This window comes from Bifidobacterium myosotis, from assembly GCF_002259745.1.
In the GTDB taxonomy this organism is placed as follows: Bacteria; Actinomycetota; Actinomycetes; order Actinomycetales; family Bifidobacteriaceae; genus Bifidobacterium; species Bifidobacterium myosotis.
Genome location: NZ_MWWW01000022.1, coordinates 26,209 through 40,303 on the forward strand (window position 1 = coordinate 26,209; position 14,095 = coordinate 40,303).

The window sequence follows — 14,095 nt, forward strand, 5'->3', positions numbered from 1 at the left end:
ACGAGCGCACCAAGAGTTTAAGAGTTAAGGAGTGGTCATGACCGTTTACCGCAAGAGCAGGGCGTTTGCGCCGCAGGGGTTCTTCGAATGCGAGGGCCGCGGGCTCAAATGGCTGGGCGCCGCGCACGCGCAGGGAGGTCCGCGCGTGGTCGAGGTGTACGACTGGGGCAAGGATTACCTGGACATCGAGCGTATCTCCAGCTCCTCCCCGACGCCCAAGGCCGCGCATGATTTCGGTGCGGCGCTGGCCCGCATGCACGACGCCGGCGCCCCGTACTTCGGCTCGGCCCCGGAAGGGTACGACGGTACGTGCTACTTCGGCCCCCTGCAGGACCCGGTGAAGATGGACACCGGCGAATGGACCGATCCGATCAGCTACTTCGCCGATGGCCGGTTGCGCCCGATGGTCGATCTGGGCGTGCGCCGCGGCGAGCTCGACCATCGCGACGTCGAATTGACGGAACGGGTGATCGAGGCGCTGCCGGACATCATGGGCCGGGCGGCCGACGACAAGCCCGCACGCATCCACGGCGACCTGTGGAGCGGCAATGTGATGTGGACCGCGGACCGCGGCCATTCGGAGGCCGTGCTCATCGATCCCGCGGCCCACGGCGGCCATCGCGAGGAGGATCTGGCCATGCTGCACCTGTTCGGCATGAGCTATCTGAGTGAGATCACCGACGGATACCAGTCCGTCCACCCGCTCAAGGCCGGCTGGCAGGAGCGCATCACGCTGTGGCAGCTCTATCCGATCGCCGGCCATTGCGTGTTCTTCGGCGGCGGCTATGTGAGTGAGTACCGCTCGATGTGCCGCTCGCTGCTCAAGTAGTCGCAGTGATACTAAAAGGTATTAGTGGGCTGCGTCAGAATCGCCTTGCCGAATTGGCTACCCCTCAGTCCCGCTTCGCGGGTCAGGTCGTCCTGCAATTTTGGACGCGCCCCGCGCGCAACGTCCTAACAAGGGGAGCCAAAATCAACGAATTAATGATGCACGATACGGGACGAAACATAAGTCCGGAACGACCTTGACTTATGTTTCGTCCCGTTTTCAGATAACAAAGTGGGATGAAACATAAGTCGGCTTCGTCGCTAACTTACGTTTCATCCCACTGTTGCGTCGCTGAGTGCTCAGCCCAGCGCATCCTTCAACTTGCTGAAGAACCCGCCCTTCTTCTGGCCGCCCCCGGCCTGCGGACGGGACGCTTGCGACACATGGCCGGCGTCCGCATCATGGGAGGCCGCGAACTGTTCGATGAGGCCGCGTTCGGCATCGTTGAGCTTGGTGGGAATGAGCACGTTCACATGTGCGACGAGGTTGCCACGCTCATCGTTGCGACGCAGGTTCGTCACGCCCAGACCTTTGAGCGTGACCGTATCCTCAGGCTGGCAACCGGCGGGGATGGTCACGGTCTGCTCGCCGTCGAACGTGTCGATGGCGAGATCGTGGCCGAGCACCGCCCAGCTCATCGGCACCTGAATCCAGCAGTGCAGATCGTCGCCGTCGCGCGTGAACTGCTTGTCCGCCCGGATATGAACGTCGATGTACAGGTCGCCCGCGGCGCCGCCGCCCTCGCCGACCTCACCCTGGTTCGCCAGACGCAGGCGCGCGTTGTCGTTGATGCCCGCGGGCACGGTCACGCCGACGTTGCGCGTGGTGCGCACGCGACCGTGGCCCATGCAGCTCGGGCACGGGTTGGTGATGATGGTGCCGTGGCCTTCGCAGCGCTCGCATGGCGCCGAGGTCATCATCTGGCCGAGCATGGTGCGCACGACCTTCTGCCGGAAGCCCTGTCCGTGGCAGTCGGGGCAGGTGACCGGCTGGGCGCCGCCCTGGGCGCCGGAACCGCCGCATTCCTGACACAGCGAGAACGTGTTGATCTTCACATGGGCCGTGCCGCCGAACACCGCGGTCTTGAGGTCGATGGATGCGGAGGCCAGCGAATCGCGACCGGGCTGGGTGCGCGACACGGGCCCCTGCGCGCCGCCGCCAAACGCAGATCCGAAGAACGTGGAGAAGACGTCGCCCATGTCGCCGAACCCGGCGCCGGAGAAGCCGCCCGCGCCGCCGTTCGGGTCGTTGGGATCCACACCGGAGTCGTACATGCGACGCTTGTCGGGGTTGGACAGCACGTCGTAGGCGTTGTTCACTTCCTTGAACTTGTCCTCGAACTCCGGCCCCGCGATATCAGGGTGGTATTTGCGGCTGAGCTTGCGGTAGGCCTTCTTGATCTCGTCGTCGCTGGCGTTGCGGTCCACGCCCAACGTCTCGTAATAATCTGCCACTTAATTTGTTCCTTTGTGTTCGTTTGGTCCGCGGGTTATTGTGCCATATCCCGCGGTCAGTGGACGACCGATTCGTCCGCGACTGTCCGTCTAGGCCAGCCCGTCACGGACGAACGCCGTAAGATACCGTGCCACCGCCTTGACCGCCGCCATGGTGGCGGCATAATCCATGTGCGTGGGACCGATGGATCCGACGAAGGCGATGGGTTCGTCGGCGGAACCGGACGTGTCACCAACGGACGATTCATCCCCGTCCTGCTCCCCGTCCGCGTCGCGCGCCGCAGCCGCACGCCCGTAGCCGCTGCTCACCACCGAGGCGTGCAACAGCTCCGGACTGTGGTTCTCCGACCCGATGGACACGCCCACGCCCGAAGCGTTCGTCTCCTCGCTCAGGTTGCTCATGAGCTTCATGAGCACCACCTGTTCCTCCAGCGCGTCGAACAGCGGGGCCAAATCGGCCACGGACTGGGTATGGGCGAGTCGGGAGGCGCCGGACATATACAGCTCGTTGGCCCGTTCGTCCAGCGCCATCGATTCGAAGGCGTCGGCCAACGATTCGGCCACCGCGCGCACGTCCTCATATCCCACGGAGGAGCCGATGGCACGCACCGTTTCGGCCGATCGCGACAGCGACAGGCCATTGCACTGCTCGTTGACCGCATTGGACAGACGCGCGACCGCGTCGGTCGGCGGCATCGCCGAGACGCCGAGACCATGCTGCGCCACACGGCCGCTGTCGGTGATGACCACGGCGAGCAGGGTGGTCATGGCGACCGGCACCATCTCCACATGGCGCAACGTGGCCTTGGCCAGCGACGGCGACGCCACGACGGCCACCTGACCGGTGATCTCCGAAAGCAGACGCGCCGAACGCTGCAGCGCGTCGGTAAGGCTCACCGAACCGGACAGGAAACTGTTGATGCCCCTGCGTTGGGCCTCGCTGAGCGGCACCACGGTGGCCAGCCGGTCCACGAAATAGCGGTACCCCTTTTCGGTGGGCACACGGCCCGCCGAGGTGTGTGGCTGGATCAGATAGCCCTCGTCCTCGAGCGCGGCCATGTCGTTGCGTATGGTGGCCGAGCTGACCCCCAGATGGTGTTGTTTGGTCAGTGACGTGGACCCCACCGGCTCCTGCGAGCGGATGTAGTCCTCCACCACGGCGCGCAGCACCAGCATGCGTCGCGATTGCGTCATGCGCGCCTCCTTATATATGGCAAGAATTCATGCACGGTTCACCTGCGCTCCTCATGCGACTTTCAAACGACCGAGCAAACACTTCGATTCGCCCTCATTCCATTGGAATTCCGCCGAATCGAGTCGCCGCTGGACGCAATCGCCTACGCAGCTACCGCGTACCATTGTATTAGCACTCCGGCGTTTCGAGTGCTAACCCGTTCGTCCGTAGCGAAGTGACGATAATTGTGAACGCTAACAGCACACAAGTTACCAAAACACGCCAAAATTGCACCACAACGTCGCAAACCGACGCTAGCATGGGAAACGCAATGTGAGGGCGTCTTGCGCTCGGCACAAGCCGGATACGCGGCCCGACCAATTGGAAGGAAAGTAATCCATGACCGAATTCAAGGAGACCGAACTGGACGAACGCGCCATCAAGATGGCCAAGGTCCTGTCGGCCGACGCGGTTGAGAAGGCCGGTTCCGGCCACCCCGGTTCCCCCATCTCCCTGGCGCCCGTCGCCTACACCCTGTACCAGCACTTCATCAAGCATGATCCGAACGATCCCAACTGGGAAGGCCGCGATCGCTTCATCCTTTCGGGCGGTCACGCATCCCTCACCCAGTACGTTCAGCTGTACTTCTCCGGCTACGGCGTGACCCTGGACGACCTCAAGCACTTCCGCGGTGGCGCCGACACCCGTACACCGGGCCACCCCGAGTACGGCCTGACCCCGGGCATTGAGATGACCACCGGCCCGCTGGGCCAGGGCTTCGCCTCCGCCATCGGCTTCGCCTACGGCGAGCGTTTCCAGCGCGGTCTGCTCGACCCGGAGACCCCGAAGGAAGAGTCCCCGTTCTACCACAAGATCTGGGCCATCTGCGGTGAAGGCGACATCGAGGAAGGCATCTCCGGCGAGGCCGCCGCTCTTGCCGCCAACCAGAAGCTCGGCAACCTGACCGTGATCTTCGACGCCAACCGCATCCAGATCGAGGGCGACACCAACCTAGTGCTGGCCGAGGACGTGCTCAAGCGCTTCCAGGCCTACGGCTGGTACACCGACGAGTTCAGCTTCATCCAGCCCGATGGCTCTTACAAGGAGGACATCGAGGGTCTGGCCGACGTGATCGCCAAGGCCGAGGCCGCCGCTCCGGATCAGCCGAAGCTCATCAAGGTCCACTCCCTGATCGCCTGGCCGACCCCGGGCAAGACCAACGACCCGTCCTCCCACGGCTCCAAGCTGGGCGCCGAGGCCGTCGCCGGCCTCAAGAAGCTCCTCGGCTACGACCCGGAGGAGTCCTTCCACGTCGATGAGGAGGCCCTCGCCCACGCCCGCAAGGTCGCCGAGCGCGGCCTCGAGGCCCACAAGGAATGGGACGAGAAGTTCGACGCCTGGCGCAAGGCCAACCCGGACAAGGCCGCCCTGTACGACCGCATCAAGGCCGGCAAGCTGCCTGAGGACTTCGACAAGGCCATCGACGATCTCGAGGCCACCTTCGAGGTCGGCAAGGGCGTCGCCACCCGTGGCGCCTCCGGCTCCGTCCTGAACGCCATCGCGGCCGTCATGCCGGAACTCTGGGGCGGCTCCGCCGACCTCGGTGGCTCCAACAAGACCGACCTCAAGGGCGCCGCCACCTTCGCCCCGGCCGAGTGCGCCACCGTTCAGTGGCCGAACTGCAACGAGTTCGGTCGCCAGCTGCACTTCGGCGTGCGCGAGTTCACCATGGGCTGCATCACCAACGGCATCCTGCTGGGCTCCCACACCCGTCCGTTCGGCGGCACCTTCTTCATGTTCTCCGACTACGAGCGCTCCGCCGTCCGTCTGGCCGCCCTCATGGAGATCCCGAACCTGTACGTGTGGACCCACGACTCCGTGGCCGTGGGCGAGGACGGCCCGACCCACCAGCCGGTCGAGCACCTGGCCTCCTTCCGCGCCATCCCGCAGCTCGAGGTCATCCGTCCTGCCGACGCCTTCGAGACCGCCGAGGCATACCGCTACTTCTTCGAGAAGAAGAACACCCTGCCGGGTGCCATGGTGCTGACCCGTCAGGGTGTCCCGACCCTCGCCGAGACCGCCGCCAAGGCCAAGGAAGGTGTCAAGAAGGGCGCCTACGTGCTCGTCGACACCGAGGGCACCCCGGACGTCATCATCATGGCCTCCGGTTCCGAGGTCCAGTGGGCCGTGGCCGCCGCCAAGACCCTGGCCGAGAAGAACATCAAGGCCCGCGTGGTCTCCTTCCCGTCCATGGAGTGGTTCGAGGAGCAGGACGCCGAGTACAAGGAGGCCGTGCTTCCGGCTTCCGTCAAGGCCCGCGTCTCCGTCGAGGCCGGTGTGGCCATGCCGTGGTACAAGTACCTCGGCACCTACGGCAAGCCGGTTTCCATCGAGCAGTTCGGCCTGCAGGGCAACGGCGCGCAGAACATGATCGACCTCGGCATCACCGCCGAGCATGTGGTCGAGGCCGCCGAGGCTTCCCTGGCCGAGGTGAACGCCTGATTCGGTTTTCCCGTATCGGCGCGTCCATATAACCGAATGATTTTGTTGGCTCCCCTTTCCGAGGGGAGCCGTCAGGCGAAAGTCTGACTGGAGGAGAGCAATGCTTGAGCCCACTCCCCTCCGGTCCGCATCAGCGGACGGCTTCCCTCATCCACGGAAAAGGGAGCCTAGGGCGAAATCCATCAAGGAGAAAACACAATGACTGAAGCAACTCAGCGTACGTCCGACAACGGCGTTTCCATCTGGCTGGACGATCTGTCCCGCTCCCGCATCGAGTCCGGCTCCCTGCAGGACCTCATCGCCAACAAGAACGTCGTTGGTGTGACCACCAACCCGTCCATCTTCCAGAAGGCCCTGAGCCAGGTCGGCCCGTACGACGCTCAGCTCAAGGAACTCGGCAAGGTTGACGTCGAGACCGCCGTGCGCGAGCTCACCACCACCGATGTGCGCAACGCCACCGACATCTTCCGCGAGATCGCCGAGGCCACCGACTTCGTCGACGGCCGTGTCTCCATCGAGGTCGACCCGCGTCTGGCCCACGAGACCGAGGCCACCGAGAAGCAGGCCGTTGAGCTGTGGGAGAAGGTCAACCGTCCGAACGCCATGATCAAGATCCCGGCGACCCTCGAGGGCCTGCCGGCCATCACCGCCACCCTGGCCAAGGGCATCTCCGTCAACGTCACCCTGATCTTCTCGCTCGAGCGCTACGAGCAGGTCATCGACGCCTACATCGAGGGCATCGCCCAGGCTGACGCCAACGGCCACGACCTCAAGCACATCGGCTCCGTCGCTTCCTTCTTCGTCTCCCGCGTGGACACCGCCGTGGACAAGCTGCTGGAAGCCAACGGCTCCGACGAGGCCAAGGCCCTCGAGGGCAAGGCCGCCGTGGCCAACGCCCGTCTGGCCTACGAGCTGTTCGAGAAGAAGTTCGCCGAGGATCCGCGCTGGGCCGACCTGGCCGCCAAGGGTGCCAAGGTCCAGCGTCCGCTGTGGGCCTCCACCGGCACTAAGAACCCGGCCTACTCCGACTGCAAGTACGTTGACGAGCTGGTTGCCAAGCACATCGTCAACACCATGCCGGAGAAGACCCTGAACGCCCTGGCCGACCACGGCAACGGCGCCCCGTCCATCGAGGGCACCTACGAGGAGTCCCACGCCATCATCAACAAGCTGGCTGAGCTGGGCATCAACCTCAAGGACGTCACCGACAAGCTGGAGGCCGACGGTGTCGCCGCCTTCATCAAGTCCTGGGATTCCGTGCTCGCCGACGTGCAGTCCGGCATCGATCGCGTGAACGCCTGAGACCATTTGCGGCGGTAGACGTCTTATAACGTCCCTGCCGTGAGGTTTTTCAGGGGGGCTTCCTTCCCAATCCACTGCGGGTTGGGAAGGAAGCCCCCTTTGTTATGGACTGGTTGTTATGGACTGTCACGGATTTCCGAGGACTGCCATCGGCCGCTTCATCCGAATCAGTGGGAGATCCACAAAACGACTGTATGTATGCGCCGTTACGAAGCACCCGCGTACTTACCGTCCCTCTTAAGCCCGAAACAAGCGGTAAGTACGCGGGACCTTCGACGAGACGCGTACTTACCGCCTGTTGTCATCGCCAAACACGTAGCGCGTCCACCAGCCCATCCAGCCATACGCGCATGCGGCACAGCGCAAGCATGTCCCTAAACGGCTGGCTAGTCAAGCAGCATCCAGCCACGCGCGCATGCGGCGCAGACCCTCCGCGGTGTCCTCGGCGGTGCCGACGTAGGACAGGCGCACGTAGCCACGGCCCCGCGAGCCGAAACCCGACGCCGGGGTCACCACCACTTTGGCCTCATGCAGCAAGCGTACGGCGAAGTCGTGGTCGTTCATGCCACCCGTGGTCACGATGATCTCGTTGTCCGGGTCGTAGGCGAGGCCGTCGCCGGACTCATCCGAACCCGCGCCGTCCGACCTCGCGTCGTCAGGTAACGCACCGTCAATCCGGGCGCGGTACCGGCACCATGCCCGGCGCAGCGCCAACGTGCCGCGATTCGGCGTGTAATGCGTGTCGCCGTGAATCGCCGCCTGATACGCGGCGTCTATCATCGGCCGAGGCGTGTCGAAGCCGGGCTCCCCCACGGCGAACGAAATCGCACCCGGCACGCCGGCCGCCAGCTCGAACATCTCCCTGACACTGGGATACAGCGCTTCCTGCGCGCGATGCGAAACCTCCGGCATACCTTACCTCCTCAATCCGCCCATTGGTACGGTTGTTGCCCATATCGTAGACGTGCGATGTTTCCGCGAAAGCGCCGTCCACGGGTTAGGAGGGTCCGTGCCGCGCGCCGGTCGCATGACCAGCACACGAGCATGGCCACATGCCTGCAGGTCAATATGGTCGCATGATCGATACGTGAGCATGATCGTCGCACACGGGCCGCATAACCTTGACCACGGCTCATGTTGGCTGCTAGTATCCCGCGTTAGAGATTCGTTGACTCAATGGCCACCCTTCAGAATCTCTTCACCGGGCCAACTCCCCCTGACGAGGAGGGCCGACAATACCATCAACGAATTAATTCACGCAGGCATCAGGTCCGCGGAAAGTGCAACTCGTACGGAGAGAGGCAGGATATGCATATGTTGAACACTCGCGCACGAGTGGTGATGACGTTCACGTTCTTTTCGATGTTCTTCGGGGCCGGAAACCTGATTTTCCCCCCGTTCGTGGGCGCTCAGGCCGGTTCCGCCACGGTGCCCGCGGCCATCGGGTTCATCGTCTCGGCAGTGGGTCTGCCGATTCTTGGCGTGATGGCGGTGACGTTCGCCGGCGGCTTCGACAAACTGGCCACCCGCGTCTCCCCCAGGTTCGCATTGTTCCTGGGACTCGCCATCATCCTGACCATCGGCCCGTGCTTCGCCATCCCCCGCACGGCCACCACTTCGTTCGAGATGATGGTCGCCCCGTTCACACCGGACGGTTCCATCTGGCTCGCGCGGCTCGTCTACTCGTTCGTGTTCTTCGCACTGGCGTTCGTCTTCGCCCAGCATCCCGAAAAGCTCTCCAAGGTGCTGGGCCGTTTCATGGGTCCGTTGCTACTCGTCCTTATCGCCGCGCTGTTCGTGGCCTGCCTGGTGCATGGCATCGGCACACCGGCCAAGCCGATGGGTGACTATGCGGTCAATCAGCTGGCACGTGGCTTCCTTGACGGATATCAGACCATGGATCTGCTGGCCGCCCTGTACTTCGGCATCGTGATCTCGGCGAACATCCGCGCGCAGCAGGTGGACGACGAGGCGCAGGTGCAACGCGAGACGGCGTTCGCGGGTCTCGGCACCGGCGTGCTGCTGGTGCTTATCTATGGCGCGCTCGCCTATGTGGGCGTGGTCTCCGGCGCAATCGCCGCAATCGATCCCGCGACGGACACGGGCGCCACGGTGCTCACCAATCTCACGTCCTCGGTGTTCGGCGCGGGCGGCACGGTGTTCCTCGGTCTGGTGTTCGTCATCGCCTGTCTGAATGTGTGCACTGGGCTAATCTGCACATGCGCCACCTATTTCCATACGAAGTTCCCCACCGTCGCCGGCCGGAAAGTGAGCTACCGCGCCTGGCAGGTGCTGTTCACCGTGTTCAGCTTCGTGGTGTCGAACGCCGGACTGAGCGCGATCATCAAGGTGTCCGTGCCGGTGCTCTCCGCCCTGTATCCGATGGCTATCGTGCTGGTGCTGTTGGCCCTGACCCATCATGTGTTCGGTGCGCGCTTCCCGCGCGTGTACTTCTGGACCGTTCTGTTGGTGGGCATCGTGGCGGTTCTGGGGTGCATCGAATCGTTGGTGCAGGTGTTCGGCGGCTCGCTGCCGTGGCTCGCTGCCGTATTGGGACTGCTGCCGATGCAGTCCTATCAGCTCGGCTGGCTGGTCCCGGCCGCTCTCGGCCTCGCGATCGGCGTGATTGATTCACTCGTCCGTGGTGCCGCCGACGGACGGGTTCACGGTCGGGTCTAGCGTCCGGCAGTCAGGTTGGCGGGATGATTGGTGAGATGAGCGGAGGCGTGCGGCGGAGTATTCGGGTAAGGTACGTCACGTATGCCGTTTCATACGACGCCGGCACGAGGGCGATTGTCGGAGCGGCTGAGTGGAACGAACGAGCCGGATTCTGATTGGTCTGGTTCACACCAACGGTTCAAAGGAGACGAACGACTATGACCTATGCGAAGAACGCGCCGTTCCGTGCGGATGTGGTGGGCAGCTATCTGCGTCCCGCCGAGCTCAAGGCCGCCCGCGCCGACTTCGAGGCGGGCCGCATCGACGCCGATGCGTTGAAGGCCGTGGAGGACAAGGTCATCGTGGATCTGGTGGCCAAGCAGAAGGCGGCGGGACTGCATGTGATCACGGATGGCGAGTTCCGTCGCGCCTATTGGCATCTTGATTTCATGTGGAATCTGCAGGGTGTCAAGCGCGGCACGGCTCCCATCCAGTTCAAGGGCTCCGATGGCACGGCCGTGGTCGAGGCGGCCGGCGTGGACGGCGAGATCAGCGGCGAGCACCACCCGTTCGTGGAGCATTACCGGTTCGTCAAGGCGCTTGAGGATGACAACACCCGCGCCAAGCAGACCGTCCCCTCCCCCGCGCAGACGCTGTTCGTGCTGCAGCAGGGCATCGCCGAGGACGCGACCAACCCGTACAAGGACAGTGACGCTCTGGCCGAGGCTATCGCCAACGCCTACATCCAGGTGGCGCATGACCTGTACGAGGCGGGCTGCCGCACGCTGCAGTTCGATGACTGCACATGGGGCGCGTTCGTGTCCGAGGACTTCAAGGACACCGTGTTCGGCGTGGACGCCAAAACCGTGCAGCGCCAGTACGCTGCGGTGAACAACGCGGTGATCGCCGCCGTGCCGGACGACATGGTGGTCACCACGCATATCTGCCGCGGCAACTACCAGTCGCAGTGGTTCTCCGCCGGCGGATACGGCCAGGTGGCGGATGTGCTGTTCGGCGAGGAGAACGTGGCCGCCTACTATCTGGAGTTCGATGACGACCGTTCCGGCGACTTCGAGCCGCTGGCCAAGGTCTCGGACGGCAAGCAGGTGGTGCTCGGCCTCATCACCTCGAAGAAGCCGGAGCTCGAGGACCCCGAGACCATCAAGGCCCGTATCGCCGAGGCAGCGCAGTATGTGCCGCTGGAGCGCCTGTGCCTGTCCACCCAGTGCGGCTTCGCCTCCACCGAGGAAGGCAACCACCTCACCGAAGACCAGCAGTGGGCCAAGATCGCTCTGGTACGTTCCATCGCCGAGGAGGTATGGCCTTCATCGGCGGAGACCGACCTCACGCCTGCCAATAATAACTGAAGAAGTCCGCGATCTTGGTGGTCGCATCCCTGAGTACTTCGATGCGGGGCAGATACACGATGCGGAAGTGGTCCGGTTCGGCCCAGTTGAAGCCGCCACCTCGGGTGATGAGGATGCGCTCGTCGTGGAGCAGATCGAGGGCAAACTGCTCATCGTCGCGGATATTGAACTTCTTGACGTCGATCTTCGGGAAGATGTAGAACGCGGCCTTCGGCTTGACGGCGGTCAAGCCGGGGATCGCGTTGATTGCGTTGTAGATGTATTCGCGCTGCTCGTACAGACGGCCGCCGGGCACGATGTAGTCGTTCACGCTCTGGTGCCCGCCGAGGGCCGTCTGCACGATGGACTGGGCGGGCACGTTCGAGCAGATACGCATGTTCGCCAGCATGTTGATGCCCTCGATGTAGTCCTTGGCGATACGCTTGTTGCCGGACAGCACCATCCAGCCGACGCGGTAGCCGGCGATCATGTGGGACTTGGACAGTCCGGAGAACGTGACGCAGAACAGATCCGGGGCGAGCGAGGCGATGGAGATGTGTTTGAGCCCGTCCATGACGAGACGGTCGTAGATCTCGTCGGAGAAGATCATGAGCTGGTGTTCGCGCGCGATGTCGACGATCTGCTGGAGCACCTCCTTCGGATAGAGCGCGCCCGTCGGGTTGTTCGGGTTGATGAGCACGATGGCCACGGTACGGTCGGTGATCTTGGCGCGGATATCGTCGATGTCCGGATACCATTCGGACTGCTCGTCGCACACGTAGTGCACGGCGGTGCCGCCGGCCAGATTCACGCAGGCGGTCCACAGCGGATAGTCGGGGCTGGGGATGAGCACCTCGTCGCCGTCGTCCAGCAGCGCGGACATGCACAGGTTGATGAGCTCGCTCACGCCGTTGCCGGTGTAGATGTCGTCGATGGTGACGTTCGGCAGATTCTTGAGCTGCGCGTACTGCATGATGGCCTTGCGCGCGGAGAACAGGCCCTTGGACGGCGAGTAGCCTTCAGTGTCGGTCAGCTGGTGGGCCATGTCGTAGACGACCTCGTCCGGCGTGCGGAAGCCAAACGGCGCCGGGTTGCCGATGTTCAATTTGAGGATGTGGGTGCCGTCCGCCTCCATGCGGGCAGCCTCGTCCACCACCGGACCGCGCACGTCGTACAGCACGTTGTCAAGCTTGTGGGATTTGCCGAAGGAGCGGCGACGGGCCGTCGGGATTTCGGCATCCGCGAGGTTCACGGCGTTCATGTCGGGATGCGCGGCGGTCGGTCCCGGCGTGTCGGCACCGGCTGCCGCTGCGGTGATGGACGTGGCGCCGAAGCCGGCCGGTTGTTCCTGCGGGCAAGTGGCGACGGACTCGACGGGCGTGGCTGCTGCTCCCTGGAGCTGCGGCTGTGATTCCTCGCCGTGCAGCCAATTCACGTCAACGTCCAGTTCATTGGCGAGGAAGTTCAGCACGTCCTCGCGCGGCATGGTCTTACCGGCGACGTATTGGCTGATGTGGCTTTTGCCCATCTTGACGCCATTGCGTTCGGCGGCGCGCACCAGATCGATCTGCTTGAGTCCCCTGCTGTCCATCGCCTTGCGCAGCCGCTCCGCGAACACCGATACGCTCATCATGCCTCCAACCAAGAGTTCAATTTATTGTTGAACAACGGTTCAAAGCATACGCCCGGTTCAACACTAGTTCAATTACAGGCGTGTGCCGCGTTCAAATAACGGACCGTCCTGTCCGATGATCTGTCTCATTACTAGTGATTACTAGTGAGACAGACCACTAGGCACGGTTCAGCAATGGTTCAACCTCACTGCGGGCGGGGCAGGTGGCGGGCCCGCGACGGGTCACCGAAATCGCGGCGGCCACATTGGCCGCGCGCACCGCATCCTCAAGCGAGGCGCCACGGATGAGTTCGGCGCTCACCACGCCGACGTGACAGTCGCCGGCGCCGTTGGTATCCACGGCATGCACATGGTGGGAGAGAATAAGCACCGAACGCTCCCCCGGCGCGGCGCTAAGCCATGCGCCCGAGGCCCCCGCGCGCAGGATCACCGGCGCGTCCAGTCGTCCGCTCAACGCCGCACAGGTGCCGGCGGCATCCTCCAATACCGCGCCAGACAATCCCAGACGCCGCGCCAAAGCCAGCGATTCCTCATAATTGCACGACCAGATCGGCCGATGGGCGACGATGGCGTCCAGCAGGCGGTCTTCGGCGCCGGCTGCCACCGAAGACGGGTCGAACACGGTGGTGAACCGGTGCGTCCGGTATCGTTCGAGGAAGGCGAGCAATCCGCGTGAGGTGGGGTGGGCGAACGTGTATCCGTTGATATGCACGATGTCGGTGTCGGACGGATTCAACGCATCGAAGCAGTGCTCGTCACCCTGTGTCTCGGCTCCACGCACGGTGACGAACGTGCGCTCGGCGCGTGCGTCGGTCATGGCAATGCAGATGCCGGAGTCGCGTGACGAATCGGTCAGACCGATGTGGTCGATGCCGTCGTCGGCCAGCGCTGCGCGGATTTGCGCCGCCCACGGACCGGTGCCGATGATGCCGCCATGCGCGGCGGGAACACCCATCTGCCTCACAGCATGCAGGATATTGAAGCTGGAGCCCACCCGCGCGACGGCCTCGTCGGCGAAGGCGTCGCCGCCCGGTTCAGGTACGCGGTCGATGCGCATGGTGAGGTCCACCAGCATCTGGCCCATGCTGATGACCCGTCCTGTTGCCGGCCGTGGCTCGGCCGATTGCGCTGCCGTCGGTTGAGCCGACGTGAACCGGTCCTCCGCATTCATACGATTCGTGTTGTTCATGCTCATAT

General features: G+C 63.8%; 10 protein-coding genes. 5 read left to right on the top strand and 5 right to left on the bottom strand.

The features are described 5' to 3' along the window. Window positions 1-37 precede the first annotated feature (37 nt). Window positions 38-829 carry a fructosamine kinase family protein gene (locus BMYO_RS08890; protein ID WP_094668121.1) on the top strand — a complete coding sequence of 264 codons (792 nt, stop codon included), beginning with the start codon at window positions 38-40 and terminating at the stop codon, window positions 827-829. A 299-nt stretch (window positions 830-1,128) separates the two neighbouring features. Here BMYO_RS08890 and dnaJ read toward each other — a convergent pair whose 3' ends face one another. Further along, a complete protein-coding gene (dnaJ, locus tag BMYO_RS08895) occupies window positions 1,129-2,283 on the bottom strand; it encodes a molecular chaperone DnaJ (RefSeq protein ID WP_094668122.1) in 1,155 nt (384 codons plus the stop codon). 90 nt (window positions 2,284-2,373) lie between these two features. After that, a complete protein-coding gene (gene hrcA, locus BMYO_RS08900; RefSeq protein ID WP_094668123.1) occupies window positions 2,374-3,477 on the bottom strand; it encodes a heat-inducible transcriptional repressor HrcA in 1,104 nt (367 codons plus the stop codon). Window positions 3,478-3,856: 379 nt separating this feature from the next. Here hrcA and tkt point away from each other — a divergent pair, with 379 nt between their 5' ends. After that, a complete protein-coding gene (tkt, locus tag BMYO_RS08905; protein WP_094668124.1) occupies window positions 3,857-5,959 on the top strand; it encodes a transketolase in 2,103 nt (700 codons plus the stop codon). 198 nt (window positions 5,960-6,157) lie between these two features. Continuing rightward, on the top strand, window positions 6,158-7,261 hold the full coding sequence (tal, locus tag BMYO_RS08910) for a transaldolase (protein ID WP_094668125.1): 1,104 nt from the start codon (window positions 6,158-6,160) through the stop codon (window positions 7,259-7,261). Window positions 7,262-7,651: 390 nt separating this feature from the next. Here the strand turns inward: tal and BMYO_RS08915 are convergent, their stop codons facing one another. Further along, entirely contained in the window at window positions 7,652-8,173 is a 522-nt protein-coding gene (locus BMYO_RS08915; protein WP_094668126.1) for a pyridoxal phosphate-dependent aminotransferase family protein, read from the bottom strand. A 396-nt stretch (window positions 8,174-8,569) separates the two neighbouring features. Between BMYO_RS08915 and brnQ the strand changes: the two genes are divergently transcribed. Then, complete coding sequence (gene brnQ / locus BMYO_RS08920; protein WP_094668127.1) at window positions 8,570-9,940, top strand: branched-chain amino acid transport system II carrier protein; 1,371 nt, start codon at window positions 8,570-8,572, stop codon at window positions 9,938-9,940. A gap of 197 nt (window positions 9,941-10,137) precedes the next feature. Next, entirely contained in the window at window positions 10,138-11,286 is a 1,149-nt protein-coding gene (locus BMYO_RS08925) for a 5-methyltetrahydropteroyltriglutamate--homocysteine S-methyltransferase (protein WP_094668128.1), read from the top strand. On the opposite strand, the gene BMYO_RS08930 is transcribed toward BMYO_RS08925, so the two are convergent. Next, window positions 11,264-12,895 (bottom strand): aminotransferase class I/II-fold pyridoxal phosphate-dependent enzyme, encoded by a 1,632-nt coding sequence (locus BMYO_RS08930; RefSeq protein ID WP_169834120.1) that lies wholly within the window; start codon window positions 12,893-12,895, stop codon window positions 11,264-11,266. The two genes, BMYO_RS08925 and BMYO_RS08930, sit on opposite strands and share 23 nt — an antisense overlap. A 160-nt stretch (window positions 12,896-13,055) precedes the next feature. Further along, window positions 13,056-14,093 (bottom strand): PfkB family carbohydrate kinase, encoded by a 1,038-nt coding sequence (locus BMYO_RS08935; protein ID WP_233428240.1) that lies wholly within the window; start codon window positions 14,091-14,093, stop codon window positions 13,056-13,058. Between the last annotated feature and the right edge of the window lie 2 nt (window positions 14,094-14,095).